24 protein-coding genes, 1 tRNA gene and 3 pseudogenes are annotated in these 26,096 nt (G+C 71.1%); 22 read left to right on the top strand and 6 right to left on the bottom strand.

Annotated features, from left to right (window positions below; genetic code table 11):
- Positions 1 to 110 precede the first annotated feature (110 nt).
- The 6 genes and pseudogenes from argC to EJG53_RS33715 all read left to right on the top strand — a co-directional run bounded on the left by argC (position 111) and on the right by EJG53_RS33715 (position 6,334).
- The gene (gene argC / locus EJG53_RS33690) at positions 111 to 1,139 is read left to right on the top strand and encodes an N-acetyl-gamma-glutamyl-phosphate reductase (RefSeq protein ID WP_125048082.1); all 1,029 of its coding nucleotides are present in this window, start codon (positions 111 to 113) and stop codon (positions 1,137 to 1,139) included.
- On the top strand, positions 1,136 to 2,290 hold the full coding sequence (argJ, locus tag EJG53_RS33695; RefSeq protein ID WP_125048083.1) for a bifunctional glutamate N-acetyltransferase/amino-acid acetyltransferase ArgJ: 1,155 nt from the start codon (positions 1,136 to 1,138) through the stop codon (positions 2,288 to 2,290). The genes argC and argJ overlap by 4 nt, the downstream gene beginning before the upstream one ends.
- The gene (argB, locus tag EJG53_RS33700; protein ID WP_125048084.1) at positions 2,287 to 3,249 is read left to right on the top strand and encodes an acetylglutamate kinase; all 963 of its coding nucleotides are present in this window, start codon (positions 2,287 to 2,289) and stop codon (positions 3,247 to 3,249) included. The genes argJ and argB overlap by 4 nt, the downstream gene beginning before the upstream one ends.
- Positions 3,246 to 4,486 (top strand): annotated as a pseudogene (locus EJG53_RS33705) (acetylornithine transaminase). Before argB ends, EJG53_RS33705 begins: the two are co-directional and overlap by 4 nt.
- An 8-nt stretch (positions 4,487 to 4,494) precedes the next feature.
- The gene (locus EJG53_RS33710; RefSeq protein WP_030999552.1) at positions 4,495 to 5,037 is read left to right on the top strand and encodes an arginine repressor; all 543 of its coding nucleotides are present in this window, start codon (positions 4,495 to 4,497) and stop codon (positions 5,035 to 5,037) included.
- A gap of 127 nt (positions 5,038 to 5,164) precedes the next feature.
- Positions 5,165 to 6,334: an amidohydrolase family protein gene (locus tag EJG53_RS33715; protein WP_125048085.1), complete on the top strand. Its 1,170-nt coding sequence runs from the start codon at positions 5,165 to 5,167 to the stop codon at positions 6,332 to 6,334.
- Positions 6,335 to 6,360: 26 nt separating this feature from the next.
- Here EJG53_RS33715 and EJG53_RS33720 read toward each other — a convergent pair whose 3' ends face one another.
- Both EJG53_RS33720 and EJG53_RS33725 read right to left on the bottom strand, forming a co-directional pair.
- Positions 6,361 to 6,558 carry a hypothetical protein gene (locus EJG53_RS33720; RefSeq protein ID WP_125048086.1) on the bottom strand — a complete coding sequence of 66 codons (198 nt, stop codon included), beginning with the start codon at positions 6,556 to 6,558 and terminating at the stop codon, positions 6,361 to 6,363.
- Entirely contained in the window at positions 6,555 to 6,920 is a 366-nt protein-coding gene (locus EJG53_RS33725; RefSeq protein WP_125048087.1) for an ATP-binding protein, read from the bottom strand. The genes EJG53_RS33720 and EJG53_RS33725 overlap by 4 nt, the downstream gene beginning before the upstream one ends.
- A gap of 87 nt (positions 6,921 to 7,007) precedes the next feature.
- Between EJG53_RS33725 and EJG53_RS33730 the strand changes: the two genes are divergently transcribed.
- Positions 7,008 to 7,928, top strand: coding sequence for a hypothetical protein (locus tag EJG53_RS33730; RefSeq protein ID WP_244955454.1), 921 nt, complete (start codon positions 7,008 to 7,010; stop codon positions 7,926 to 7,928).
- 73 nt (positions 7,929 to 8,001) lie between these two features.
- Complete coding sequence (locus EJG53_RS33735; RefSeq protein WP_125048088.1) at positions 8,002 to 8,535, top strand: GNAT family N-acetyltransferase; 534 nt, start codon at positions 8,002 to 8,004, stop codon at positions 8,533 to 8,535.
- 61 nt (positions 8,536 to 8,596) lie between these two features.
- Here the strand turns inward: EJG53_RS33735 and EJG53_RS33740 are convergent.
- Positions 8,597 to 8,670: transfer RNA gene (locus tag EJG53_RS33740), tRNA-Pro, on the bottom strand.
- Positions 8,671 to 8,820: 150 nt separating this feature from the next.
- Here EJG53_RS33740 and EJG53_RS33745 point away from each other — a divergent pair.
- From EJG53_RS33745 to EJG53_RS33770, 6 genes and pseudogenes are all read left to right on the top strand, one after another.
- Positions 8,821 to 9,185 (top strand): annotated as a pseudogene (locus EJG53_RS33745) (DUF488 domain-containing protein).
- Between the two features lie 135 nt (positions 9,186 to 9,320).
- Positions 9,321 to 10,514, top strand: a complete 1,194-nt coding sequence (locus EJG53_RS33750; RefSeq protein ID WP_030999539.1) for an argininosuccinate synthase — start codon at positions 9,321 to 9,323, stop codon at positions 10,512 to 10,514.
- A 112-nt stretch (positions 10,515 to 10,626) separates the two neighbouring features.
- Positions 10,627 to 12,054, top strand: a complete 1,428-nt coding sequence (gene argH, locus EJG53_RS33755) for an argininosuccinate lyase (protein ID WP_125048089.1) — start codon at positions 10,627 to 10,629, stop codon at positions 12,052 to 12,054.
- A gap of 155 nt (positions 12,055 to 12,209) precedes the next feature.
- Positions 12,210 to 12,761 carry a TetR/AcrR family transcriptional regulator gene (locus EJG53_RS33760; RefSeq protein ID WP_125048090.1) on the top strand — a complete coding sequence of 184 codons (552 nt, stop codon included), beginning with the start codon at positions 12,210 to 12,212 and terminating at the stop codon, positions 12,759 to 12,761.
- A complete protein-coding gene (locus EJG53_RS33765; RefSeq protein ID WP_125048091.1) occupies positions 12,758 to 14,350 on the top strand; it encodes an MFS transporter in 1,593 nt (530 codons plus the stop codon). The genes EJG53_RS33760 and EJG53_RS33765 overlap by 4 nt, the downstream gene beginning before the upstream one ends.
- Positions 14,351 to 14,618: 268 nt before the next feature.
- On the top strand, positions 14,619 to 16,550 hold the full coding sequence (locus EJG53_RS33770) for a bifunctional metallophosphatase/5'-nucleotidase (RefSeq protein WP_174856590.1): 1,932 nt from the start codon (positions 14,619 to 14,621) through the stop codon (positions 16,548 to 16,550).
- A gap of 82 nt (positions 16,551 to 16,632) precedes the next feature.
- Here EJG53_RS33770 and EJG53_RS33775 read toward each other — a convergent pair whose 3' ends face one another.
- Positions 16,633 to 17,301, bottom strand: coding sequence for a lysophospholipid acyltransferase family protein (locus tag EJG53_RS33775; RefSeq protein ID WP_125048092.1), 669 nt, complete (start codon positions 17,299 to 17,301; stop codon positions 16,633 to 16,635).
- Between the two features lie 251 nt (positions 17,302 to 17,552).
- Between EJG53_RS33775 and EJG53_RS33780 the strand changes: the two genes are divergently transcribed.
- The 3 genes and pseudogenes from EJG53_RS33780 (at position 17,553) to EJG53_RS33790 (ending at position 19,990) form a co-directional block, all read left to right on the top strand.
- Positions 17,553 to 18,701 (top strand): glycerophosphodiester phosphodiesterase, encoded by a 1,149-nt coding sequence (locus EJG53_RS33780; protein WP_125048093.1) that lies wholly within the window; start codon positions 17,553 to 17,555, stop codon positions 18,699 to 18,701.
- Positions 18,702 to 18,807: 106 nt separating this feature from the next.
- Positions 18,808 to 19,329, top strand: a pseudogene (locus EJG53_RS42950) (sigma-70 RNA polymerase sigma factor region 4 domain-containing protein); the annotation flags it as partial.
- Between the two features lie 142 nt (positions 19,330 to 19,471).
- Complete coding sequence (locus tag EJG53_RS33790) at positions 19,472 to 19,990, top strand: GNAT family N-acetyltransferase (protein ID WP_125048094.1); 519 nt, start codon at positions 19,472 to 19,474, stop codon at positions 19,988 to 19,990.
- Between the two features lie 36 nt (positions 19,991 to 20,026).
- Here the strand turns inward: EJG53_RS33790 and EJG53_RS33795 are convergent, their stop codons facing one another.
- Positions 20,027 to 20,479 carry a hypothetical protein gene (locus EJG53_RS33795; protein WP_125048095.1) on the bottom strand — a complete coding sequence of 151 codons (453 nt, stop codon included), beginning with the start codon at positions 20,477 to 20,479 and terminating at the stop codon, positions 20,027 to 20,029.
- Entirely contained in the window at positions 20,472 to 20,840 is a 369-nt protein-coding gene (locus EJG53_RS33800) for a hypothetical protein (protein WP_125048096.1), read from the bottom strand. Before EJG53_RS33800 ends, EJG53_RS33795 begins: the two co-directional genes overlap by 8 nt.
- A 344-nt stretch (positions 20,841 to 21,184) precedes the next feature.
- Here EJG53_RS33800 and EJG53_RS33805 point away from each other — a divergent pair, with 344 nt between their 5' ends.
- From EJG53_RS33805 to EJG53_RS33825, 5 genes are all read left to right on the top strand, one after another.
- The gene (locus tag EJG53_RS33805; protein ID WP_125048097.1) at positions 21,185 to 21,832 is read left to right on the top strand and encodes an HAD family hydrolase; all 648 of its coding nucleotides are present in this window, start codon (positions 21,185 to 21,187) and stop codon (positions 21,830 to 21,832) included.
- Between the two features lie 396 nt (positions 21,833 to 22,228).
- Positions 22,229 to 23,290: a methionine ABC transporter ATP-binding protein gene (locus EJG53_RS33810; protein ID WP_167515203.1), complete on the top strand. Its 1,062-nt coding sequence runs from the start codon at positions 22,229 to 22,231 to the stop codon at positions 23,288 to 23,290.
- Positions 23,287 to 24,063 carry a methionine ABC transporter permease gene (locus EJG53_RS33815; RefSeq protein WP_125048099.1) on the top strand — a complete coding sequence of 259 codons (777 nt, stop codon included), beginning with the start codon at positions 23,287 to 23,289 and terminating at the stop codon, positions 24,061 to 24,063. The genes EJG53_RS33810 and EJG53_RS33815 overlap by 4 nt, the downstream gene beginning before the upstream one ends.
- A 105-nt stretch (positions 24,064 to 24,168) precedes the next feature.
- On the top strand, positions 24,169 to 25,032 hold the full coding sequence (locus EJG53_RS33820) for a MetQ/NlpA family ABC transporter substrate-binding protein (protein WP_125048100.1): 864 nt from the start codon (positions 24,169 to 24,171) through the stop codon (positions 25,030 to 25,032).
- A 193-nt stretch (positions 25,033 to 25,225) separates the two neighbouring features.
- The gene (locus EJG53_RS33825; protein WP_030017278.1) at positions 25,226 to 25,861 is read left to right on the top strand and encodes a GNAT family N-acetyltransferase; all 636 of its coding nucleotides are present in this window, start codon (positions 25,226 to 25,228) and stop codon (positions 25,859 to 25,861) included.
- Positions 25,862 to 26,096: the final 235 nt, after the last annotated feature.

Here is a 26,096-nt window from a genome sequence, read left to right on the forward strand (position 1 = left end):
CCCTCAGAGGGAAGGGGGAGCCGATCCGTCCGAACCCCCTCCCCACCCCCACCCGCCATTGCATAAACCTGCCGCTATCCGTATAGTCATGCCCCCAAGGAGGAGGATCCATGCCAGTACGAGCAGCAGTGGCCGGAGCGAGTGGCTATGCCGGGGGAGAGGTGCTGCGGCTGCTTCTGGGGCATCCGGAGGTCGAGATCGGCGCGGTGACCGCGCACGGCAACGCCGGGCAGCGCCTCGGAGTGGTGCAGCCGCACCTGGTGCCGTTGGCCGGGCGGGAGCTGGTGGCCACCACGGCCGAGGCGCTGGCCGGGCACGACGTCGTCTTTCTCGCGCTGCCGCACGGGCAGTCGGCCGCGGTGGCCGAGGCGCTGGGGCCCGAGGTGCTGGTGGTGGACTGCGGGGCGGACTTCCGGCTGGCGGATGCGGCGGCCTGGGAGCAGTTCTACGGTTCGCCGCACGCCGGGACCTGGCCGTACGGGCTGCCCGAGCTGCCGGGCGCGCGGGAGGCACTGCGCGGGGCGCGGCGTATCGCGGTCCCGGGCTGTTATCCGACGGCCGTCTCGCTGGCCCTCTTCCCCGCGTACGCGGCGGGGCTCGCCGAACCGGAGGCCGTCGTGGTCGCCGCCTCGGGTGCCTCCGGCGCGGGCAAGGCGCCCAAGCCGCACCTGCTGGGCAGCGAGGTGATGGGCTCGATGAGCCCGTACGGCGTGGGCGGCGTGCACCGGCACACCCCGGAGATGGCGCAGAATCTCGGCGCCGTGGCGGGGGAGCCGGTCACCGTCTCCTTCACGCCCACCCTCGCGCCCATGCCCCGCGGCATCCTGGCCACCTGTTCCGCCAAGGCCCGGCCAGGTGTGGACGCGGCCGATGTGCGGGCCGCGTACGAGAAGGCGCTGGGCGACGAGCCGTTCGTACGGCTGCTCCCGGAGGGGCAGTGGCCGTCGACCGCGGCCGTGTACGGGTCGAACAGCGCGCTGGTGCAGGTCGCCCTCGACCCGGCGGCCGGCCGGATCGTCGTGGTCAGCGCCATCGACAACCTGACGAAGGGCACCGCCGGTGGCGCGGTGCAGAGCATGAACATCGCCCTGGGCCTCGACGAGGCCACCGGGCTCTCTACGATCGGAGTCGCACCGTGAGCGTCACGGCAGCCAAGGGTTTCTCGGCGGCGGGCATCGCCGCCGGGATCAAGGAGAACGGGAACCCGGACCTCGCCCTGGTGGTGAACAACGGTCCGCGACTGGCCGCCGCCGGCGTCTTCACCGCCAACCGCGTCAAGGCCGCCCCGGTCCTCTGGTCCGAGCAGGTCCTCAAGGGCGGCCAGGTCTCGGCCGTGGTGCTGAACTCCGGCGGGGCCAACGCCTGCACCGGCCCCGAGGGCTTCCAGGACACCCACGCCACCGCGGAGAAGGCCGCCGAGGTGCTCAAGGGGCACAGCGCGGGCGAGGTCGCCATCGCCTCGACCGGACTGATCGGCGTACGGCTGCCGATGGACAAGCTGCTGCCGGGCATCGAGAAGGCCGCGGTCGAGCTGAGCGTGCATGGCGGGGAGAAGGCCGCCATCGCGATCAAGACGACCGACAGCGTGCACAAGACGGCCGTGGTCAGCGGCGACGGCTGGACGGTCGGCGGCATGGCCAAGGGCGCGGGGATGCTCGCGCCGGGGCTGGCCACCATGCTCGTCGTGCTGACCACCGACGCGGATCTGGAGGCGCCGGTCCTGGACCGGGCGCTGCGCGACGCGACGCGGACGACGTTCGACCGGGTCGATTCCGACGGCTGCATGTCCACGAACGACACGGTGCTGCTGCTGGCCTCCGGAGCGTCCGGTGAGACACCCGGGTACGAGGCGTTCGCCGACGCGGTCCGCACGGTCTGCGACGACCTGGCGCGGCAGCTCATCGGGGACGCGGAGGGCGCGAGCAAGGACATCCGGATCGAGGTCGTCGGCGCGGCGAGCGAGGACGACGCGGTCGAGGTGGGCCGGTCCATCGCCCGGAACAATCTGCTGAAGTGCGCCATTCATGGTGAGGACCCGAACTGGGGGCGGGTGCTGTCCGCCATCGGCACCACCTCCGCCGTCTTCGACCCGGACCGGCTGAACGTCGCCATCAACGACGTCTGGGTCTGCAAGAACGGCTCGGTGGGCGAGGACCGGGACCTGGTCGACATGCGCTACCGGGAGGTACGGATCACCGCCGACCTCAGCGCGGGCACCGAGTCCGCGGTGATCTGGGCGAACGACCTCACCGCCGACTACGTCCACGAGAACAGCGCGTACTCCTCATGAGCACCCGCAAGCACACCGCGCTGCCCAAGGCCCGCACCCTCATCGAGGCGCTGCCCTGGCTGACCCGCCACCACGGCAAGACCGTCGTCATCAAGTTCGGCGGCAACGCCATGGTCGACGAGGAGCTGAAGGCCGCCTTCGCCCAGGACGTGGTCTTCCTGCGGCACGCCGGGCTGCGGCCGGTCGTCGTGCACGGCGGCGGCCCGCAGATCAGCGCCCAGTTGGAGCGGCTGGGCCTGGAGTCGGAGTTCAAGGCGGGCCTGCGGGTCACCACGCCCGAGGCCATGGACGTCGTACGGATGGTGCTCGCCGGACAGGTGCAGCGCGAACTGGTCGGGCTGCTCAACCAGCACGGCCCGTTCGCCGTCGGCATGACCGGCGAGGACGCCCACCTGATGACCGCCACCCGGCACTACGCCGAGGTGGACGGCGAGCGGGTGGACCTCGGACGGGTCGGCGAGGTCACCGCGATCGACCCCGGCGCCGTACGGGCCCTGCTGGACGACGGCCGCATTCCGGTCATCTCCTCCGTCGCCCGCAGCGCCGACGAGGGCGACGGGACCGGCGTCTTCAACGTCAACGCCGACACCGCCGCGGCGGCGCTCGCGGCGGCCCTCGGCGCCGAGACGCTGATGGTCCTCACCGACGTGGAGGGCCTGTACGAGGACTGGCCGCACAGCGACGAGGTGATCTCCCGGCTCACCGCCACCGAGCTGGAGAAGCTGCTGCCCGACCTGGCCAGCGGCATGGTGCCGAAGATGCGGGGCTGCCTGCACGCCGTACGCAACGGGGTGCACACGGCCCGGGTCATCGACGGCCGGGTGCAGCACTCGATCCTGCTGGAGATCTTCACCGACGAGGGGATCGGCACGATGGTCGTGCCGGACGAGCCGGCGGCCGGCGCCGGCATCGCGGACATCAAGGGCAGCAGCGCGAGCGAGAAGGCGGGAGCGGCATGAGCGACGTGGCCACGGAGACGACGCCCACCACAGCGTCCAACACCACGCTCACCGAGCGCTGGCAGGACGCCATGATGGACAACTTCGGCACCCCGCGCGTCCCCCTCGTACGCGGCGAAGGCACCCAGGTCTGGGACGCCGACGGCAACGCGTACCTCGACTTCCTCGGCGGCATCGCCGTCAACGCCCTCGGCCACGCGCACCCCGCCGTCGTGCGCGCCGTCTCCGAGCAGATCGCCACCCTCGGGCACGTCTCCAACCTCTTCGTCGCCGAACCCACCGTCGCGCTCGCCGAACGGCTGCTGCGGATCGTCGGCCGCCCCGGCCGCGTCTACTTCTCCAACTCCGGCGCCGAGGCCAACGAGGCCGCGTTCAAGATCGGCCGACTGACCGGGCGGTCGCACATGGTCTCCACGACCGGCGGCTTCCACGGCCGCACCATGGGCGCCCTCGCGCTCACCGGCCAGCCCGCCAAGCAGGCCCCCTTCCGGCCGCTCCCCGGCGATGTCGACTTCGTCCCGTACGGGGACGCGGAAGCCCTGCGCGCCGCCGTCACCACCGACACCGCCGTCGTGATCATCGAACCGGTGCAGGGCGAGAACGGCGTCGTCGTACCGCCCCCGGCTACCTCGCCGCCGCCCGCGAGATCACCGCCGCCACCGGCACCCTGCTCGTCCTGGACGAGATCCAGACCGGCATCGGCCGTACGGGCCACTGGCTGGCCTCGCAGGCCCAGGGCGTCGAGGCCGACGTGATCACCCTGGCGAAGGGCCTCGGCGGCGGCCTGCCCATCGGCGCCACCCTCGCCTTCGGCCCGGCCGCCGGTCTGCTGACCCCCGGCTCGCACGGCTCGACCTTCAGCGGCAACCCGGTCGTGTGCGCGGGCGCGCTCGCCGTCCTCGACACCATCGAGGCCGACGGACTCCTCGACCACGTCAAGCGGGTCGGCGAGCGGCTGCGTGGCGGGATCGAGGCGTCGGCGCACCCGCTCGTCGGCCAGGTCCGCGGCGTGGGACTGCTCCTGGGTATCGTCTTGTCCGAGCCCCTCGCACCGCAGGTGCAGCGGGCGGCTCAGGACGCGGGCCTCCTGGTGAACGCGGTCGCGCCGGACGTCGTCCGGCTCGCCCCGCCGCTGATCGTCTCGGACGACGAAGCGGATACGTTCCTCCGGGAGCTCCCCGCCGTCCTCGACGCGGCCCTCGCAGGGGCACACGGGGAACAACGATCCGGAGACTGACGACAACGATGACCGAGGCGCAGGACAACGAGACGCTGCACGGGGGGCCTGCCGTACCGCAGACCCGCACCGCACGCCACCGCCGGATCGTGGACATCCTCAACCGGCAGGCCGTCCGCTCCCAGAGCCAGCTCGCCAAGCTGCTCGCCGACGACGGCCTCTCCGTCACCCAGGCCACCCTCTCCCGTGACCTGGACGAACTGGGCGCGGTGAAGATCCGCAACACCGGCGGTGAGCTGATCTACGCGGTACCGAGCGAGGGCGGCGACCGCAAGCCGCGGGCGCCGCTGGGGGAGTCCGCCAAGGAGGAGCGGATGCGCCGCCTCTCCGGCGAACTCCTCATCTCCGCCGAGGCCTCCGCCAACCTCGTGGTCCTGCGCACCCCGCCCGGCGCCGCCCAGTTCCTCGCCTCCGCCATCGACCAGGCCGAACTGCACGACATCCTCGGCACCATCGCCGGCGACGACACCCTGATGCTCATCAGCCGCGACCCGGCCGGCGGCCAGGCCCTCGCCGACCACCTGCTGAATCTGGCGCAGAAGGCACGCTGACCCGGCCGGTCCCCGCCCCGTCACCCACCCGGTCCCTGTGTACTGGGGCCCCGCCCGGCCGCCGCGGCCGGGCGGCCGAGCAGCCCGGTCCAGCCGGCCGGGCCGGGGACGCGGTACGGGAGGCCCGATGCTGGCGGTACGCGCACGAGCACTGTTCGACGGGGTGGGACCAGGACTGACCGAACGGCCCACCGTACTGATCGAGAACGGCCGGATCTCCGCCGTCCACCCCGGCGGGGTCCCGCTGATCGGCACCGAGGTCCTCGACCTGGGCGCCGCCACCCTCCTCCCCGGCTTCATCGACACCCACACCCACCTGGCGTTCGACGCGAGCGACGACGTCATCGGCCGGCTCACCACCGCCGACGACCCCACCCTCCTCGACCGCGTCCGAGCCGCCGCGCGGGCCTCGCTGGCCGCCGGAGTGACGACCGTACGAGACCTCGGCGACCGCGGATACCTCACCCTCCGCCTGCGTGCCGAGACCGCCCGCGACCCCGCCGCCGGCCCCCACGTGATCGCCTCCGGCCCGCCCCTCACCACCACCCGCGGCCACTGCTGGTTCCTCGGCGGTCAGACGGAGGGCGTCGACGGCGTCCGCGCGGCCGTACGGGAACGGGCCGAACGCGGCGCCGACCTCGTCAAAGTCATGGTGACCGGCGGCGACCTCACCCCCGGCTCGGACCCGTACAGCGTCCAGTACGGCCGCGACGAACTGCGCGCCATCGTCGACGAGGCCCACCACCACGGCCTCCCGGTCACCGCGCACGCCCACGCCGTCACCGGCATCCGCGAGGCCGTGGCGACCGGCTTCGACACCATCGAGCACTGCTTCTTCCTCACGGAATCCGGCGTCGACTTCGACCGCCGGGTGATCGAGGAGATGGTCCGCCGAGGCGTCACCGCCTCCCTCACCCTCGGCGCCCTCCCCGGCGGCCCGCCCCCACCGGCCCACATCGCCCGCCGTATCCCGTCCCTCATCACGGGCCTCGCCACCCTCCGCGCATCCGGCGTCCGGCTTTCCCTCGGCAGCGACTCCGGCATCTTCCCGGTCAAGGCCCACGGCAGCTACCCGTACGGCATCACCGCCATGGCCGAATTCGGCTTCACCCCGACAGAGGCCCTGCGAGCAGCGACCTCGACGGCAGCACTGGTCTGCGGCCTGGGCGACCGAAAGGGGCGGATCGCGGCGGGGTACGACGCGGATCTGGTCGCGGTGGGCGGGGACCCGGTGGCGGATGTGGGGGCGGTGCGTGATGTGGTCGCGGTGATCCGGGGTGGGGTGCGGGTGGGATGAGCGGCGTCCGGAGAGGGGGCGGGCCCCTACACCTGGTCCCGCAAGTCCTCGCGCAGCATGATCAACGTCAGGCGGTCGGGGCGGCGGGAGGCCCACTGCCCCTGCCCCCACTCCGGCCGCAGCACCCACACGGCCCCGCCGCGCACGTCTGTGACGATCCCGCGCCGGCGGGTGTCCTCGTCATGGACGAGGTCGCCCACCCATGGGCTCTGCCCGTCGCTCATCCTCGCGCCTTTCCGTGCAACTCCGCCCACACCCGCTTGCCCCACGGCAGCGGATCGGCGCCCCAGGCCGCCGCCAGGCCGACCACGAGCGCGAGACCACGCCCGTCCTCGTCCCCGCTGCCCGGCTCCCGAAGTTCCGGCAGCTCCATCGACTTGTCCACGACACTGATACGCACTCGGGCCGCTCCCGGCCGGGTGACCGAGACGCGAATGCAACGGCTCCGCGCGTGCTGAACGGCATTGCACACCAGCTCGGAAACGACCAGGGCGCTGTCATCGGCCAGTTCCGCCAGTCCCCAGGCGGAGAGCGCGACGTGCACCAACCGTCTGGCGGTGGCCGCACCCTCGGCAGCGTGAGGCATTGGAAACAGTTCTTGGCTGTCCTGCCGAGGAGATGGGCTTCACCCCGCGAGCGGGCAGACGGAGCTCTATCACTACGGAGGCTTTCCGTGCGACGACGGGAATTCATTACGGCCACCACCACGATGACGGCTGCAGCGGCCATGCCTCTGATCGCTGCTCGGCCATACGCGGTCGGTACCACTGACGTGATCCGACTCCGCAGCGGGTTGGACGCTCTCACAGCTCTGGACGCCACGCGAGGCGGACACGAGGCCCTGGAGCAGGCCGCACTGGCGGGCTCTGCCGAGGCGTTGGAGTTACAGAAGCGGGCAGCCTCACAGCGCATTCGCCAGCGTCTCTTCAGTCTGGCTGCCAATTACACCGCCAGTGCCGCTTGGTCGGCTGTGGACGCACGCCAGAGTGACAGGGCCCAGGGGCACCTGAACCGGGCCCTGTACCTGGCGGGGATGGGCAAGGACCCCGTGGCCGAGCTGCGTGTCTGGAATGCACACGCCATGCTTTCGAATCACCGAGGGGAGTTCTTGCAGGCAGTGGAAGCGGGCAAGGCTGCACAGACCACTGCCGTCACGCGGCGGGACCCGCTGTTCGCCTCGCTCGCTCAGGCCCGCACGGCGATCGGCTATTCCAAGCTCAGGGACCGGCAGGGTGCCCTGCGTTCCTTGGGGCGTGCCGAGGAAGCGCTGATGAAAGCTGCGTCCGATGAGTCCCGTCCGTCCTGGGTGGCGTTCTACGGTACTGCCGAACTTCTGGCCATCACCGCGATCGTTCGCGACGACATCGGCGACCCGGCCGAAGCAGAGGCCGCCTCGCATCGTGCTCTGGCTGCCATCCCTCAGCAGTTCCGCCGTAACCGGGCGCTGGCGACGCTCCAGCTCGCCTTGACGCAACTTCACCAGCGCGACATCGACCAGGCGTGTGCTACTGCGGGTGAGATGTTCGCGCTGATGGACGGGTGCCCTCTGCCCGGGCGCATGCGTTCTTATCTCGGGGACTTTACCGTGACTTGATCTCTGCCGCTCCGGACGCCGATGTCGCACGTGAATGGAAGGACCGCTACCGATCAGAATGGAGCCTGGGCCAATGAACTTCACTCCGGAACTCCGCCACTTCTCCCACGACGACCTGCCCGATATCCGTCAGACCCTGATCGACGTACATGCCGATGTGCACGCAGCCCGGATGGCGGACGACGAGTTCCGGCGGCGGTTTCCGTGGTTCGTGGATCACTGGGGCGGCAACCCCGGATTCTCCTGCGTGATCGCGTACGACGGAGGCGAGGCCGTGGGCTTCGCGTACGGTGCTCCCGGCGCATCGGGACGTGAGTGGTGGCGTGGCCACCAGGAGCCCGGACCCAGGGAAGGACGCACATTCCACTTCTCCGAGCTGATGGTGCGGGAGCGCTGGCGGAAGACGGGCGCGGCCGAGCGGCTGCACCGGGCGCTGATGGGTGCCAGGCGCGAAGACCTCTCCGCTCTCCTGGTGGACATCACCCACCCGAGGGTCCAGGCCCTGTACGAGACCTGGGGCTATCGGAAGGTCGGTGAGGACCAGCCGTTCCCGGATTCCCCGGTGTACGCGGTCATGGTCGCGGACCTGCCGCTGCCGCCGCCCTGAAAATGATCAAGAGGCCGCCCGGATTTCTCCGATACGGCCTCTGACCTGCGACTCTCACGAGTCGGGACGACAGGATTTGAACCTGCGACCCCTTGACCCCCAGTCAAGTGCGCTACCAAGCTGCGCCACGTCCCGGTGCTCGCTTCGGCCGGGTTTCCCCGGTCGCGGCGTGCACAAGAAAAATACCCTGTCCGGGCCCCTGATTCCAAAGCGGGGTCCTCGTGGGGGTGCATAGCGGTCGAAAAGGGGCGGGCGGGGGGCTTCGGTGAGTGGTTGCATGGCGGTATGGGTGGTCGTCGTGGAGAGATCCGGCAGCGGCGGGTGTACGAGGCGCCGGAGGCTGCGGACGGGGTGCGGGTGCTCGTGGACCGGTTGTGGCCGCGGGGGTGGCCAAGGATGCCGCGCGGCTGGACGAGTGGTGCAAGGACGTGGCGCCGTCGAAGGAGCTGCGTACCTGGTACGGGCACCGGGCGGAGCGGTACGAGGAATTTGCGGAGCGGTATCGGGAAGAGCTGGCCGTTTCGCCGGCTGCCGAGGCGCTGGGGCGGCTGCGGGGCTATGCGGCGGCCGGGCCGCTGACGCTGCTGACCGCCACCAAGGATGTCGGGTTGAGTCACGTGGGGGTGTTGGCGGAGGTGCTGGGGGAGTAGGGGCGGAGCCCTCTGAGCTGCGGGGATGGGGGTTGGGGGTGGTGTGGTTGAGCCATTCGGGTGGAGTGCGTTGACGAATCATGCGGTGGAGTGCATAGTTATACCCATCAGCGTATGCACCGTAAGGAGAAACCCGTGACCGAGCGCGTCGTACTCGCCTACTCGGGCGGCCTGGACACCTCCGTCGCCATCGGCTGGATCGCCGAGGAGACGGGCGCCGAGGTCATCGCCGTGGCTGTGGATGTCGGCCAGGGCGGTGAAGACCTGGACGTCATCCGCAAGCGCGCGCTCGCCTGTGGGGCGGTCGAGGCGGAGGTCGCGGACGCCAAGGACGAGTTCGCGGACGAGTACTGCCTGCCGGCGATCAAGGCCAACGCGCTGTACATGGACCGGTACCCGCTGGTCAGCGCGCTGTCCCGGCCGACGATCGTCAAGCACCTGGTGGCCGCCGCCAAGAAGCACGGCGCGAGCACCGTGGCGCACGGCTGCACCGGCAAGGGGAACGATCAGGTGCGGTTCGAGGCGGGGATCTCGTCCCTGGCTCCTGATCTGAAGTGCATCGCTCCCGTCCGGGACTACGCGATGACGCGGGACAAGGCGATCGCGTTCTGCGAGAGCAAGAACCTGCCGATCACGACGACCAAGAAGTCGCCGTACTCGATCGACCAGAACGTCTTCGGGCGGGCCGTGGAGACCGGCTTCCTGGAGGACATCTGGAATGCGCCGATCGAGGACGTGTACGAGTACACGCAGAACCCGGCGCTGCCCCGGGAGGCCGACGAGCTGGTCATCACCTTCAAGGAGGGTGTGCCGGTCGCGATCGACGGGAAGCCCGTATCGGTCCTGCAGGCGATTCAGCAGCTCAACGAGCGGGCCGGGGCGCACGGGATCGGCCGGATCGACATGGTCGAGGACCGGCTGGTCGGCATCAAGTCCCGGGAGGTCTACGAGGCGCCCGGCGCGATCGCGCTGATCACCGCGCACCAGGAGCTGGAGAGCGTCACCGTCGAGCGTGAGCTGGCCCGCTACAAGCGGCAGGTCGAGCAGCGGTGGGGCGAGCTGGTCTACGACGGTCTGTGGTTCTCGCCGCTGAAGCGGGCCCTGGACGGGTTCATCGAGGAAGCGAACCAGGCGGTGTCGGGTGACATCCGGATGACGCTGCACGGCGGGCGTGCGGTGGTCACCGGGCGGCGGTCGGAGCAGTCGCTGTACGACTTCAACCTGGCGACGTACGACACGGGTGACACCTTCGACCAGTCGCTGTCGAAGGGCTTCATCGAGATCTTCGGGATGTCGTCGAAGATCGCTGCCAAGCGGGATCTGGCGTAGGGGCGAAAGGCGTCACGAGTCGGGGTGCTGCCCCGGCCCCGTCCCCGGTGGCCGGTTTTCGTCCGGCCGCCGGGGATCCGTACATCTCAACCATCCACGAGGAGCTGAGCAAGTGAGCAGCAACAGCGGTGACGTCCGGCTCTGGGGCGGCCGGTTCGCCGACGGGCCCGCCGAGGCCCTGGCGAAGCTGTCCGCCTCCGTCCACTTCGACTGGCGGCTGGCGCCGTACGACATCGCGGGTTCCCGTGCCCACGCGCGAGTGCTGCACAAGGCGGGGCTGCTCACCGAGGACGAGCTGACGCGGATGCTGGGCGGGCTGGACCGGCTGGAGGCCGATGTCGCCGACGGGCGTTTCGTCGGCACGGTCGAGGACGAGGACGTGCACACCGCGCTGGAGCGGGGACTGCTGGAGCGGCTCGGTCCGGACCTCGGCGGCAAGCTGCGGGCCGGGCGGTCCCGTAACGACCAGGTCGCCACGTTGTTCCGGATGTATCTGCGCGACCACGCCCGGATCATCGGCGGGCTGATCGCGGATCTTCAGGAGGCGCTGGTCGGTCTGGCGGAGGCGCATCCGGATGTGGCGATGCCGGGCCGTACGCACCTCCAGCACGCGCAGCCGGTGCTGTTCGCGCACCATGTCCTCGCGCACGTCCAGGCGCTGTCGCGGAACGCGGAGCGGCTGCGGCAGTGGGACACGCGGACGGCTGTCTCGCCGTACGGGTCGGGGGCCCTGGCGGGCTCCTCGCTCGGGCTGGACCCGGAGGCGGTCGCCGCCGATCTCGGGTTCGAGGGCGGCAGTGCGGCCAACTCCATCGACGGCACGGCGTCCCGGGACTTCGTCGCCGAGTTCGCCTTCATCACCGCGATGATCGGTATCGACCTGTCCCGGATCGCCGAGGAGATCATCATCTGGAACACGAAGGAGTTCTCCTTCGTGACCCTGCACGACGCCTTCTCCACCGGCTCCTCGATCATGCCGCAGAAGAAGAACCCGGACATCGCCGAGCTGGCGCGCGGCAAGTCCGGGCGGCTGGTCGGCAATCTGACGGGCCTGCTGGCCACGCTGAAGGCGCTGCCGCTCGCGTACAACCGGGACCTCCAGGAGGACAAGGAGCCGGTCTTCGACTCCTGCGACCAACTGGAGATCCTGCTGCCGGCGTTCACCGGCATGATGGCCACGCTGACCGTCAACCGGGAGCGGATGGAAGAGCTGGCCCCGGCCGGGTTCTCGCTGGCCACGGACATCGCCGAGTGGCTGGTACGGCAGGGTGTGCCGTTCCGGGTGGCGCACGAGGTCGCGGGGGAGTGCGTCAAGGAGTGCGAGCGGCACGGCATCGAGCTGGACGAGCTGAGCGACGAGCAGTTCGCCGCGATCTCGCCGCATCTGACGCCCGAGGTGCGGACGGTGCTGAACGTGCCGGGCGCGCTCGCCTCGCGCAGCGGCCGGGGCGGCACGGCCCCGTCCGCCGTAGCCGTCCAGTTGGCGGAGGTCAAGACGGACCTGGCGGCGCAGCGGGAGTGGGCGGACGCCAAGCGCTGAGCGACCGTGCGCCCGTACGGAGACGGCGGGTGCGAGCACCGGACGGCGGTGCTCGCAGCCGGGCCGCGGCCCCTTCGGAGATGTCCGGAGGGGCCGCGGCCGTTCTGCGGTAAAGGCGTGAGACGTTTGTGTCTCATTCGGGTAGCCTGTGTCTCATGGCCGTTGACCGAGAACATGTACTGAAAGAAGCCGCCGGCCTGCTCACCCGTAAGGCGACCGCCGGCATGGACGAGATCGCCAAGGCCGCCGGCATCAGCCGGGCCACCCTCCACCGGCACTTCGCGGGCCGTGACGCCCTGATCAAGGCGCTGGAGGAGCTGGGCATCCGGCAGTTCACCGAGGCGCTGGACGCCGCCCGGCTGGACGAGGACGACGCCGTCTCGGCGCTGCGCCGGCTGATCACCGCATCCGAGCCGGTCGCCGGCTTCCTGGCCTTCCTCTACACCGAGAACCAGCTCTTCGAGGGCGAGGAGGTCAACGACGGCTGGGCGCGGCTGGACGCCCGGATCCACGCCCTCTTCCGGCGCGGCCAGGAGGAAGGCGACCTCCGGATCGACCTGACGCCCGTCTGGCTCACCGAGGCGCTGTACGGACTGATCGGCGCCGGCGCGTGGGCCGTGCACGAAGGGCGCGTCGCCCGCAGGGACCTCGACCACTCGATCGCCGAGCTGCTGCTCGGCGGCATCCGACGGAGCATGGAGAAATGAGCAAGCCCGCCAAGGAGACCGCGGAGCGCACCGGCGCCACCGCCGAGGACCAGCCCCGCCCCGGACGCTGGCTCGCGCTCGCCGTCCTGGTCCTCGCCGTCCTGCTGGTCGGCGTGGACGCCACCGTCCTGGGACTGGCCACCCCGTTCCTCAGTGAGGACCTGCGCCCGTCCGGCACCCAGTTGCTGTGGATCGGCGACGTCTACTCGTTCGTCATCGCCGGTCTGCTGGTCTCCATGGGCAGCCTCGGCGACCGCGTCGGACGCAAGAAGCTGCTGCTGACCGGATCGGTCGTGTTCGGCGCCATGTCGGTGCTCGCCGCGTACGCGGGCAGCCCGGCCATGATGATCGTGGCGCGGGCGCTGCTGGGCGTGGCGGGCGCGACGCTGATGCCGTCCACCCTCGCGCTGATCCGCAACCTCTTCCACGACCCCAAGGAACGCAGCCTGGCCATCGGCATCTGGGGCGCCATGGCCTCGGCGGGCGCGGCCGTCGGCCCGGTGCTCGGCGGTTTCCTGCTGGGCCACTTCTGGTGGGGCTCGGTCTTCCTGATCAACCTGCCGGTGATGGCACTGCTGGTGATCATCGGTGCCAAGGTGCTGCCGGAGTCCCGCAACCCGAATCCGGGGCCGTGGGACCTGCCCAGCGTGGGCCTGTCCCTGGTGGGCATGGTCGGCGTCGTCTACGCGGTCAAGGAAGCGTCGGTGCACGGCTTCCGCTGGGACATCGCGGCGGCCGCCGTCCTCGGACTGCTCGCGCTGGTCACCTTCGTCCGCCGGCAGCAGTCCCTGGCCTCGCCGCTGCTGGACATGAAGCTCTTCCAGCACCGCGGCTTCTCCGGCGCCGTACTGGCCGACCTGCTGACCATCCTGGGCCTGTCCGGCCTGGTCTTCTTCCTCTCGCAGTTCCTCCAGATGGTGCAACTGCGCTCGCCGCTCAACGCGGGCCTGGTCGAGCTGCCCGCCGCGATCGGCGCGGTGGGCGCGGGACTGGCGGCCGGATACGTCGCCCGGCGGCTGTCCGTACGGCTCGTCGTCGCCGGCGGTCTGGGCGTGGTCGGCCTGGCCCTGGCCGGCTGCATCGGCCTGGGCCAGGACACCAGCACCTTCACCCTCGGCGCGATCCTGTTCGCCGTCGGCATCGGGGCGGGCTTCGCCTTCACCGTCACCGCGGACGTGATCCTCTCCAGCGTGCCCAAGGAGCAGGCGGGCGCCGCCTCCGCGGTCTCGGAGACGGCGTACGAGCTGGGCGCGGCCCTCGGCATCGCGCTGCTCGGCTCGATCGTCACCAGCATCTACCGGGACTTCGCGACCCCGCAGGGGGTGCCGGAGGCGACCGCGGACGCCGCCAGGGAGTCGCTCGGCGGTGCCGTCGAGGCGTCCGGGAGCCTGCCGTCCGACGCCGGGGACGGCCTGCTGAAGGCCGCTCAGCACGCGTTCGTCGACGGCCTGGACACCGCGGCCGGGGTCGGCGCGGCCGTCCTGATCGCCGCCGCCTGCGCCGCGTGGTTCCTGCTGCGCGGGCAGCGGCTGGAGGACGGCACCGCCGCGGTGGAGCCCGAACCCGAGCCCGAGGTCGCGCGTCACTGATCCGGGTGGTCCGGGCGGCCGGTTATCACCGGTCCGGGTGAACCGTGAAAACGTGCATCACCGGTACGGGTGATTCCTGAGAAGGTGCCGCAGTGACCCCTGTGGTCCGTGGTACCGGGCGGGGGACGGCAGTTGTCCCCCGCCCGTTCACGTTCCGGCCGCCTCGTGTGGGCCGGGAGGCTCCCATGGCTCGTTTGACTCTCCAGTCGTTCCCCCGCACTCGGGCACTCTCTGGAGGGTGACGACCTTGGCAGAGCTCGGCAGACGCATGTTCCTCACCGCGGCGGGGGCTCTGGCCACCGCCAGCGCGGTCGGCACCCACGCCTTCGCCTCCGGCCACGCGCGCGACGCGCGGTCCGCGGACGAGTACGTGGACGTGCAACTGCTCAACATCACCGATCTCCACGGATACCTCCAGGCGGCGCCGGGCAGCAGCTCGGTCATCACCGGCGCCGGTGGCAGGAAGTACACCGTGGGCGGCGTGGCCTACATGGCCGCGCACCTCGAACGGCTGCGGGCGGACCGCGCCAACTCCCTCTTCTTCGCGCCCGGCGACCTCTTCTCCGGCTGGGAGTTCCCCGCCGAGTCGCTCGCCGACGAGCCGACCATCGAAGCCCTCAACCGGATGGGCATGGACTTCGCCTCGGCCGGCAACCACGAGTTCGACAAGTCCCCCGCCTTCCTCTCCCAGCACATGGTGGACGGCATCTCCTACCCGACGGTCGACTGGGACAACTCCTTCGTCGACTCCTCCGGACAGCGGTTCCACGGCGCCGACTTCGCGTACTACAGCGCCAACACGGTGTGGGCCCGCAACGGGGAACCGGTCCTGCCGCCGTACAACATCGAGTGGGTGGACGCCGGACAGGGACGACGGCTGCCGATCGGCTTCATCCACCTGACCGCCATCGGCACCGAGACCATGCCGGCCTCCTACCAGCCCGGACTGCGCACCCTCGACCAACTGGCCACCGCAAACCGCTGCGCCGCCGAACTGAAGTCCCGCGGCGTCAACGCGATCGTGCTCAGCATGCACGACGGCGCGGTGGCCGGCGGCGACTTCAACAGCGGCACCAACCCCTCGGGCCCCGCCTACGAACTGGCGCTGCGCTGCTCGCCCGACATCGACGCCATCGTCTGCGGCCACTGGCACACCGCCTTCAACATGATGGTCCCCGACCCCGACGGCGTGCCCCGCCCGTTCGTCGAGGCCGGCTGCCACGGCCAGATCATCAACGAGATCAGCCTCCGCCTGGACCCCAGCACCGGCAAGGTCGTCCGCGAGCTGACCACCTCCACCAACCACCCCAACACCCGCGACGTGGCGCCCCATCCGGAGCTGTCGGACGTCGTCAAGTACTGGGCGGGGTACGGGACCCGGCGCGCCGCGGTGCCCCTCGGCAAGCAGTCCGCCTCCTTCACCCGCACCCGTAACGCGGCGGGCGAGAGCACCATGGGCGACCTGGTGGCCGACTGGGCGCTGTGGGCCGGGCGGCAGCCGCAGGGCCCGATGAACGACGCCAACCTCGACCCCGCCGTCCCCGCCGACCTGGCCCTCATCGCCATCGCGCCGCGCATCGGGCAGGCCATCATCGCCGGGGACCTGCCGTACGACGCCGCGACGAACGGCACGGTGGCCTTCGGCAAGGCGTGGAACGCGGTCGGCTTCGGCGACCCGATCGTCACGGCCACCGTCACCGGGCAGCAGATCCACGACGCGCTGGAGCAGCAGTGGACCGTGCCCGTCGGCGGCGGTCTGAAGTACGCGCCGCTGGCCGTCTCCGGCAACGTCCGCTACAGCTTCGACGCGACAGGCCCGGCGGGGGACCGGGTCGACCCGGCCGACGTGTTCATCGACGGCACCGCGCTGGACGTGACCCGTTCGTACCGCGTCGCGGCGCCGTCGTACACGCTGCTGAACCAGGACGGCTATCCGGCGTTCACCGGCTTCACCCACCCCTTCCGGCACAACCGCGACTTCGAGAGCTTCGTGGCGTACGTCAAGGAGAAGGGACGTATCGAGCCCGCGCCGCTGGACCGGGTGACGGTGAAGAACGGCAGCGCGCCGGGCGCACGGATCGGCGCGACCACGGTCCCGCCGCGGCTGCGCAGCGCGGAGGGCAAGGTGCTGCCCCGGGCCGAGGCCGCGATGCTCGCCGCCGGACGGCCGTCGGCGGAAGGGTTCCGCGTGCCCTGCTAGCCCGTACGGAAGTGGCCGCACCACGCGCAGGGCCCCGTCCGGGATCGGACGGGGCCCTGCGCGCGGTGTGCCGGGGCGGCGGTCAGGCCGCGCGTGCCTTGGTGGCGTACATGTCCACGTACTCCTGGCCGGACAGCTCCATGACGTCGCTCATCACCTCGTCGGTGACGGCGCGCAGCACGTAGCGGTCCCGGTCCATGCCCTCGTAGCGGGAGAAGTCCAGCGGCTCACCGAAGCGGCAGGTCACCGGCGCCAGGTGCGGACGGCCCTTGCCGCCGGGCTGCACCTTGTCGGTGCCGATCATCGCGAACGGCACGACCGGCGCGCCGGTCATCAGGGCGAGCCGGGCGATGCCGGTACGGCCGCGGTACAGCCGGCCGTCGGGGGAGCGGGTGCCCTCGGGGTAGATGCCGAAGATCTTCCCCTCCTCCAAAATGCGACGGCCGGTCATCAGCGCGGCCACGCCGCCGTGCCCGCCGTCCCGGTCCACCGGGATCATGCCGGCGGTGGTGAAGAACCAGGCCATCAGGCGGCCCTTGAAACCCTTGCCGTTCACGTACTCGTCCTTGCCGATGAAGAACACCTGGCGCTTGACGATGAGGGAGAGGAAGAGCGAGTCGATGAAGGTGACGTGGTTGCCGGCCAGGATCACCGGCCCACTGCCCGGGATGCGCTCCACGCCCTCGACCTTCGGGCGGAACAGGACACGCATGACGAATCCGAGAAACGCCTTCAGCAGAATGCGGGACAACGGGCCCTCCGGTCGTGGGTGGTCTGCGGCGGCCGCCGCGAGCGTGCACGAGTATGCAGCCCAGGACGATACTCGTCGGCCCGCCTCGATCGCACATCGGGTTCACGGGACCGATACGCAGAGTTGACAGGTGTTTCCCACGCGTTGGGGGCCGGGTCTCCCCTCCGAAAGGTGTACGTGCCTAGGATCGCCCCGACCCATTGACAGGTGCCGGACACCCTCACCGGCGCCGTGGAGCGAGGAGCGCGATCATGCAGGAACGGCAGCAGCCGGGACGCCGGACGGTACTGGGCGCGGCGGCCCTCGGCGCGGGTGCGGCGGTCTGGGGCGGCACCGGCACGGCGAGCGCCGCGAGTTCCCGCGGGCGCGGCCACGGCGCGCACGACGAGCTGCCCGTACCGCTGATCGTCGGCCACCGCGGCGCCAGCGGCTACCGCCCCGAGCACACCCTCGGCTCCTACCAGCTCGCCCTGGACATGGGCGCGGACGTCATCGAGCAGGACGTCGTGCCGACCAAGGACGGCCACCTCGTCTGCCGACACGAGAACGACATCACGGCCACCACGGACGTCTCCGCGCACCCGGAGTTCGCGGACCGCAAGACCACCAAGACGGTGGACGGGGCCAAGCTCACCGGCTGGTTCACCGAGGACTTCACGCTCGCCGAGCTGAAGACGCTCCGGGCCAAGGAGCGCATTCCGGGCACCCGGCAGCACAACACCCTTTATGACGGCGTGTGGGACGTACCCACCTTCGAAGAGGTGCTGAAGTGGGCCGACCGCGAGGGCCGCAAGCGCGGCCGCCGCGTCTGGCTGCACATCGAGACCAAGCACCCCACCTACTTCCGCAAGCTGGGCCTGGGCCTGGAGGAACGTCTCACCCGGCTGCTGCGCAAGTACGGCCGCCACAAGAAGCACTCGCCCAACTTCCTGCAGTCCTTCGAGCCCAGCAGCATCCAGCGGCTCGGCAAGCTCGTCGACTGCCCCAAGGTCGTCCTGCTGGGCACCCTCAAGGACCGCCCCTGGGACTTCGAGGTGGCGGGCGACCCGCGCACCACCGCCGACCTGGTCAAGCCCGCCGGCCTGAAGTGGATCTCCGGCTTCGCGGAGGGCATCGGCCCGGACCTGACCGTCATCCTCCCGCGCACCAAGGACGACAAGCTGGGCGCGCCCTCCTCCGTCGTCAAGGACGCGCACGCCGCCGGACTGGTCCTGCACCCCTACACCGGCCGTAACGAGAACACCTTCCTGCCCGCCGACTTCCGCCGCGGCACCGACCCGAACGCGTACGGCGACGCGCTGGGCTACTTCAAGAAGTGCCTGGCCACCGGCATCGACGGCCTCTTCTCCGACAACTGCGACACGGCGCTGCTGGCCGCCGCGGAGTTCCGCAAGCGCTGACCGGCGGGGCGCCGCACGGCGTCAGCCCGCGATCGCCGGTGCCACGGACGAGTGAGGCCGTGGCACCGGCGAAACCACCCGGCCGCGCCGCCGCGTCTCGTACGCCATGCGGCACGCCACCACGGACGACGACCTCATTCGTACGTTGCGCCCCCTGCTCGCCGCCGAAGTCGCGGCCGAGGCGTCCGCCGCCGGAGCCGACGCCGAAGACCTAGAACAAGGCGTGTGGGCCCGGCTGCTGGAACACACCCGCGCGGCCGGGCCGCCCGCCGAACCCGCCCGCTGGCTGCGCCACGCGGTCCGCGCCGAAGTCCGCGGCGCACGGCGGCTGGCGCAGTGGGAGACCCCGTACGACCCCACCGGACCGCAGCCCCCGATCGCCGCCGTCGCCGAACGCGCGGCCCTGGAGGCCGAGGCGCGCCGGGCCCTCCTCGCCGTCGCCGAACGGCTCCCCGGACGCTGCCCCGCCCTGGTACGCGCCCTGTTGTCGCGCTCCGACCTCACCTATCGCGAAATCGCGTCCGCGTTGGGAATGTCACAGGGCAGCTTGGGGCCGGTCCGTTCCCGTTGCCTGGAATGCCTGCGCAGAATGCTCACGGCGGAGGTTGCCGCTGCGCGAAACCGGGGAGTCCGGAAGCAGCAGCGTCAGTCACGCCACGACGGCGGCGTGCACCCCACGGCGCCGTCGGTCAGGGCAACCGGTCCGGGCGTACCCTCGCACCCTCTGCGCGCCCGGGCGCACCGAACCGAACAAGGGGAGGCAAACGCGCATGGGCATGAGCGTGACCGTCTCGGCAGCGACCGACCAGGACGCCGAGCAGATCCTCAAACTCCAGTACCTCTGCTACCAGCCGGAGGCCGCGCTGTACGACGACTACTCGATCCCGCCGCTCACCCAGACCCTGGATGACCTGCGTGCCGAACTGAGCGACGCCTGCGTGGTGGTGGCCCGGCTCGGCACGGAGGTCGTCGGGGCGGTGCGCGGCACGGTCGGCGCCGACGGCACCGCCGCCATCGGCACGCTCGTCGTCCACCCGCGGATGCAGCGCCACGGACTCGGCGGACGGCTGCTGTCCGCGGTCGAGGAGCGGCTGGCCACGGAGCGCTCGGCCAAGCGCTTCCGGCTGACCGCCGGGCACCGCAGCGAGGCCAACCTGCGCCTGTACCGCAGCCACGGCTACGCCCCCGTCGGCACCGAGCAGGTCAGCCCCCGGCTCAGCCGCATCACGCTGGAGAAGGAGGCGGCCGGCGTGGAAGGCGCGCCGCAGGACTACGTGGCGAGCGCCTGACCGGCCGGTCCCGTACAGCGGGGGCCTGCCGGCGCATCACGCCCGGCGGGCCCGCCGCAGCCAGAGCAGACCGGTCACCGGCAGGAAGACCGGAATGAAGAGGTAGCCCATCCCGAAGTTCGACCAGACGGTGGCGTCCGGGAAGGCGGAGCGGTCCACCAGCGTCCAGGTACCGACGCCGAGCACGCCGGCCAGCTCCAGCGCACAGCACACGACCGCCGCCCTGCGGGCCCCCTCCCCGCCGCGCACCAGCGAGAACAGGATGAAGGCGTAGACCACCGCGGAGACCGCGGACAGGATGTACGCCAGCGGCGCCCGGTCGAACTGCGCGATCAGTTGGTAGGCCGCGCGCGACGCGGCGGCGACGGTGAAGACGCCGTACAGGGCCACCAGCAGCCGCCCGGGGCCGGTGCCCAGGGAGCGCCGCTGACCGGCGGCGCCCTTCGGAGCGGTCTCGGAGGACCGGGCTCCCTCGGATGTCTCAGGCATGGCCGCCTCCCCAGATGTCGAACAGCCGCACTTCCAGTACGGCGAGGACCACCGCGCCCGCCGCGACGGTGGCCGAGCCCCAGCGGGTCCGCTCCGAGAGCGACAGGAAACCGGTGGCCGGTACGCAGGCCGCCGCCCCGACCAGATAGGCGACGAAGATCGCCGTACCGTCGCGCGGTGTCTGGCCACCCCCCAACTGCACCAGTCCGACGATCAGTTGGACCACGCCCAGCAGCGAGACCAGGGCCATGCCGATGAAGTGCCAGTCCTTCGTCGGCTCGTCGCGGTACGCGGCGAAACCGCACCAGGCGGCCAGGGCGAGCGCGGTCACGCCGATCGCGACCGTCAGCGCGTCGATCACCGGGACCTCCGCGCGGCGCGGCTGCGCGCAGTGGAGAAAAGGGGCATGAGGTGACTCTAATCGGCGGCCGGGCGGGGGGCGCGCGCGGGCCCGCCGGTCACGGGTGGGTGATCTCCGGAGGCCGGGCGCGGGCACGCGGGGCGGTCGACCGTGGACGCCGCGACCGGCCGCCTGGGGGCACCCGTAGACGTCGCGACCGGTCGCCTGGGATCACCCGTGGCCGTCGCGACCGGCCGCCTGCGGTCGCTCCGAACGGCTGCCCGCGGGCGCTCCGGCCGGTCACTCCGAGCAGTTGCCCGCACTTTCTCCGCCCGGTCACCCCCTGTCACGTACCCTGGCGCAGCATGAAGATCTCTGCAGCCGCCCTGCTCTTCGACAACGACGGCACCCTCGTCTCCTCCATGGACTCCGTGAACCGCTGCTGGACCAGGTGGGCCGAGGAGTACGGCATCACGCCCGGGGAATTCGCCCGGGTCGAGCTGCACGGCCGCCCGGCCGCCGAGATCATCGCTGATCTGCTGCCCGCCGCCCGGGTACCGGAGGCGCTGGCCCGGATCGATCAACTGGAGGTCGAGGACGTCCCGGGCGGCGTGGTCGCGCTGCCCGGCACCCTCGCGCTGCTGTCGCAGCTTCCGCCGGAGCGCTGGGCGGTCGTCACCTCCGCCACCGCCCGGCTGGCCGAGGCCCGGCTCGCCGAGGTCGGCATCCGTCCGAAGGCCCTGATAGCCGCCGACGACATCACCCGAGGCAAGCCCGACCCCGAGCCGTTCCTGCTGGCCGCCCGGCGGCTGGGCGTGGACCCGGCCGACTGCGTGGTCTTCGAGGACGCGCCCGCCGGGCTGCGGGCCGGCCGTGCGGCGGGCATGACCACCGTGGCGTTGACCACAACCCACCAGGCCGGTGAGCTGTCCGCCGACGTGATCGTCGAGAACCTGTCGGCGGTGTCCGTGCAGGCCACGGCGGACGGTCTGGAGATCACCACGGCGGACTGACCCGCCGTCCACCCCTCGGTCAAGCCTGTCCGCCATACGGACAGGCTTGATCGGTCCGTACGCCTGTCTGGTTTACTGGCGGACATGACCACGACGAGCAACCGCACCCCTGCGACCGAGGCGCTCCTGACGCCCGGTGCTCGTCGTATGTGTCGAATGTGTGACCGCTGAGGGCCCCCGCCGAGCCTCGCGCCCCGAAGCGAGACCCGCCGCCTTGCGCCGTGCGAGACGTACACCGCCGTACCCCACGGACCCGGCCGCCCCGCGTCACCGGAACCCGAAGCCGGGCCACCGCGCCCACAGCGCCCCCTCTCGGTCCTCCGTGCCGCACTCCGCAATGAATGCCCCGTGCCCGGCGGGCGAGCCGCCCGGCACACGACAGTGACGGAATTCCCAGTGATCACCACAACGGGCCTGACCAAGGTCTACCGCTCAGGAGACCGCGAAGTCACCGCCCTGGACGGCGTCGATCTGCACGTCCGCGAGGGCGAGGTGTACGGCGTCATCGGCCAGAGCGGCGCCGGCAAGTCCACCCTCATCCGCTGCGTCAACCTCCTGGAGCGCCCCACCTCCGGCACGGTCACCGTCGCCGGGCAGGAGCTGACCTCGCTGGCCGGCAACGGACAGCGCGCCAACGCCGCGCTGCGTGCCGCGCGCAGCCACATCGGCATGGTCTTCCAGCACTTCAACCTGCTGTCCTCGCGCACCGTCCAGGACAACATCGAGCTGCCGCTGGAGATCCTCAAGGTCGACCGCCGCGAGCGCTCCCGCAAGGCCCTGGAACTGCTCGACCTGGTCGGTCTCGCCGACAAGGCCAAGGCGTACCCCGCCCAGCTCTCCGGCGGCCAGAAGCAGCGCGTCGGCATCGCCCGCGCCCTGGCCGGCGACCCCAAGGTGCTGCTCTCCGACGAGGCCACCAGCGCCCTGGACCCGGAGACCACCCGCTCCATCCTCCAGCTCCTGCGCGACCTCAACCGCCAGCTCGGCCTGACCGTGCTGCTGATCACGCACGAGATGGACGTCGTCAAGACGATCTGCGACTCGGCCGCGCTGATGAAGAACGGCCGCGTCGTCGAGCAGGGCACCGTCTCCGAGCTGCTCGCCACCCCCGGCTCCGAGCTGGCCCGCGAGCTGTTCCCGGTCGGCGGCGAGCCCTCCGGACCGGACCGCACCGTCGTGGACGTCACCTTCCACGGCGAGGCCGCCACCCGCCCGGTGATCTCCGAGCTGTCCCGTACGTACAACGTGGACATCTCCATCCTGGGCGCCGCCATGGACACCGTCGGCGGCAGGCAGATCGGCCGGATGCGCATCGAGCTGCCCGGCCGCTTCGAGGACAACGTCGTGCCCATCGGCTTCCTGCGCGAGCAGGGCCTCCAGGTGGACGTGGCCGGCGATCCGGCCGAGCCCGCGACGACGGCGCCCGCCGGCGCGCTGGTGAAGGAAGGTGCCAAGTGACCTGGTCGCAGATGCAGCCGCTGCTGTACAACAACACGCTCGACACGCTCTTCATGGTGTGGTGGTCGACGTTCTACGCCGTCCTGTTCGGCATCCCGCTCGGCGTCCTGCTGATCCTGACCGACCGCGGCGGCGTCCTGCAGAACGTCGTGGTCAACAAGATCATCGGCGCGGTGGTGAACATCGGCCGGTCCTTCCCCTTCCTGATCCTGATGGTCGCGCTGATCCCCTTCACGCGTCTGATCGTCGGCGTCTCCATCGGCCCCACCGGCGCGGTCGTCCCCCTGGTGATCGCCGCCATCCCGTTCTTCGCCCGGCTCGTCGAGGCCGCGCTGCGCGAGGTCGACCACGGGCTGATCGAGGCCGCCCAGTCGATGGGCGGCGGCACCTGGACCATCGTCTTCAAGGTGCTGCTGCCGCAGGCGCTGCCCGCGCTGGTCGCGGCCGTCACCACCACCGTCATCACGCTGATCGGCTACTCCGCCATCGCCGGCGCGGTGGGCGGCGGCGGCCTGGGCAACCTGGCCTACACCTACGGCTACCTCCAGTACGAGACCAACCTCATGGTCATCACCATCGTGCTGCTGATCGTCCTGGTCGTCGCCGTCCAGTTGCTCGGCGACCTGATCGTGCGCAGGCTGGCCCGCCGCGGCAGCCGCGGCTCCTCCTCCGTACGCGTCGGACTGCGCAAGGCACCCGCCCCGGCCACCGCCGCCGGACAGACCGACGGGGCCGCATCCGCCGACACCCCCAAGGAGCGGGTCGGCGCCTGAGACCGGGTCCAGCGGACCCTCTTGAGCCCGGACCCTTTGCCGGGCGCACCCCGCGCGGAGCCGCCGGCCCCGCGCGACCGAGAAACCGAGATAGGGGCACTCTTCGTGCGTACCACCCGCAACATCACCGTGGCCGTCGCCGCCGCGGCAGCCGTCGCCCTCGGCGCGAGCGCCTGCAGCGCGCCCTCCGACGTCTCCTCCTCCGGAGGGGGCAAGAAGGCCGACAGCAGCGCGCCGCTGACCGTCGCCGCCAGCCCCACCCCGCACGGGGCGATCCTCAACTTCGTCCGCGACAAGCTCGCCGCGAAGGAAGGGCTCAAGCTGGAGGTGAAGGAGTTCAACGACTACAACCTGCCGAACAAGGTCACCGAGGACGGCCAGGTCGACGCGAACTTCTTCCAGCACAAGCCGTTCCTGGACACCTACAACAAGAAGAACGGCACCCACGTCGTGCCGGTCGTCAACGTGGCCATCGAGCCGCTCGGCGTCTACTCCAAGAAGGTCAAGAAGCTCTCCGAGCTGCAGGCCGGCAACACCGTCTCGGTGCCCAACGACCCGTCCAACGAGGGCCGCGCGCTCAAGCTGCTCGCCGACAACGGCGTCATCACCCTCAAGAAGGGCGTCGGCTCGGACGCGAAGCTGACCGACGTCGAGGACGCCAAGGGCATCAAGATCACCGAGCTGGAGGCCGGGCAGGTCGCGCCGCGCCTCGCCGACGTGGACGCCGCCGTCATCAACGGCAACTTCGCCATCGGCGCCCAGCTCAAGCCCTCCACCGACGCGCTCGCCCTGGAGAAGGCCGAGGGCAACCCGTACGCCAACTTCCTGGCCGTCAAGAAGGGCAACGAGGACGACCCGCGGGTCAAGAAGCTGGCGAAGTTGCTGAACTCGCCCGAGGTCAAGAAGTTCATCGAGGACAAGTACACGGACGGCTCGGTGATCCCGGCGTTCGGCGCTCCGCAGAGCTGATCGCCGTCACCGCAGGTCAGCCCCGTAAGGACGGCTGAGCCGGGCAGTCGACGGGCCCCGGGAGCGCTCCGTGCGCCACCGGGGCCCGCGTGCGTGGCACATCCCCGGTCGGATGCTGCATCCTGGTGCACTCAAGACGGTCAACAGGGCCCGAACTTCGGAGCAGCACGGTCAACGGCGTTGGAGCAGCGGCATGACATCCACCTTTCCGGACATCTCCATCAGCACGGATCGGTTGGTGCTTCGCCCTTTCGAAGAGGCCGACGTGCCCGCGCTCACCGAGATGATGAACGACGAGCTGACCGCCGCCTGGACCGCGCGGCCGCAGCCGTACACCACCGACACCGCCCGTGACTGGGCCACCCGCCGGTCCGCCGCGGTCCGCACCGAAGGCCGCGGCATCGCCTTCGCCGTCACCGAGTTCCTCACCCAGCGCCTGGTCGGCACGGTCGAACTCGACCGCACCGACTGGCGCATCCTGAGTACCGAGATCGCCTACGTCACCGCCCCCTGGGCGCGCGGCGAGGGCTACGCCTCCGAATCCGTCCTGGCCGTCGCGCAGTGGCTCTTCAGGGACCAGAAGTTCGAACGGGTCGAGCTGCGCACCGCCGCCGACAACACCGCCGCCCAGCAGGTCGCCCAGAAGGTCGGCTGCATCAGCGAGGGCGTGCTGCGCAACGCCTGGATAGCCCGCTCGCGCACCGAGGACGGCGGCTGGGCGGACATCCGTACGGACCTGATCGTGTGGAGCCTGCTGCCCGAGGACCTCGACGGCGTACCGGGCCGGATGGCCGACGCCAACGGCTTCGCCTATCCCGAGTGGAACTGAGAGCCGGTGCCGTGACCCGGCCCGCCGGGGCCCGCGCGGCGGACACGGCCCGGCGGCCCGCGTGACCGGGCGGTTCCGGCCACTGCTGCCCCGGCCCGCCTCGCTGTGGTCCGGACCTCTCGGGGTAGTCTCGGCCTGCCCGCCGGACGCCGTGAGCGGCTGACCGCCGCCGCGCGAGACGCCCGGCGTGTCCGCGAGAGTGCAGCGTTCCGCAGTTCTGTCCCGTATTGCCCTG

It is taken from the genome of Streptomyces chrestomyceticus JCM 4735 (assembly GCF_003865135.1).
GTDB lineage: Bacteria > Actinomycetota > Actinomycetes > Streptomycetales > Streptomycetaceae > Streptomyces > Streptomyces chrestomyceticus.

Excerpts from the sequence above, each read along its gene's own strand:
- argC (WP_125048082.1), top strand. The coding sequence starts at position 111 with ATGCCAGTACGAGCAGCAGTGGCCGGAGCGAGTGGCTATGCCGGGGGA.
- argB (WP_125048084.1), top strand. The coding sequence starts at position 2,287 with ATGAGCACCCGCAAGCACACCGCGCTGCCCAAGGCCCGCACCCTCATC.
- EJG53_RS33710 (WP_030999552.1), top strand. The coding sequence starts at position 4,495 with ATGACCGAGGCGCAGGACAACGAGACGCTGCACGGGGGGCCTGCCGTA.
- EJG53_RS33715 (WP_125048085.1), top strand. The coding sequence starts at position 5,165 with ATGCTGGCGGTACGCGCACGAGCACTGTTCGACGGGGTGGGACCAGGA.
- EJG53_RS33720 (WP_125048086.1), bottom strand. The coding sequence starts at position 6,558 with ATGAGCGACGGGCAGAGCCCATGGGTGGGCGACCTCGTCCATGACGAG.
- EJG53_RS33725 (WP_125048087.1), bottom strand. The coding sequence starts at position 6,920 with ATGCCTCACGCTGCCGAGGGTGCGGCCACCGCCAGACGGTTGGTGCAC.
- EJG53_RS33735 (WP_125048088.1), top strand. The coding sequence starts at position 8,002 with ATGAACTTCACTCCGGAACTCCGCCACTTCTCCCACGACGACCTGCCC.
- EJG53_RS33760 (WP_125048090.1), top strand. The coding sequence starts at position 12,210 with ATGGCCGTTGACCGAGAACATGTACTGAAAGAAGCCGCCGGCCTGCTC.
- EJG53_RS33765 (WP_125048091.1), top strand. The coding sequence starts at position 12,758 with ATGAGCAAGCCCGCCAAGGAGACCGCGGAGCGCACCGGCGCCACCGCC.
- EJG53_RS33770 (WP_174856590.1), top strand. The coding sequence starts at position 14,619 with ATGTTCCTCACCGCGGCGGGGGCTCTGGCCACCGCCAGCGCGGTCGGC.
- EJG53_RS33780 (WP_125048093.1), top strand. The coding sequence starts at position 17,553 with ATGCAGGAACGGCAGCAGCCGGGACGCCGGACGGTACTGGGCGCGGCG.
- EJG53_RS33790 (WP_125048094.1), top strand. The coding sequence starts at position 19,472 with ATGGGCATGAGCGTGACCGTCTCGGCAGCGACCGACCAGGACGCCGAG.
- EJG53_RS33795 (WP_125048095.1), bottom strand. The coding sequence starts at position 20,479 with ATGCCTGAGACATCCGAGGGAGCCCGGTCCTCCGAGACCGCTCCGAAG.
- EJG53_RS33805 (WP_125048097.1), top strand. The coding sequence starts at position 21,185 with ATGAAGATCTCTGCAGCCGCCCTGCTCTTCGACAACGACGGCACCCTC.
- EJG53_RS33825 (WP_030017278.1), top strand. The coding sequence starts at position 25,226 with ATGACATCCACCTTTCCGGACATCTCCATCAGCACGGATCGGTTGGTG.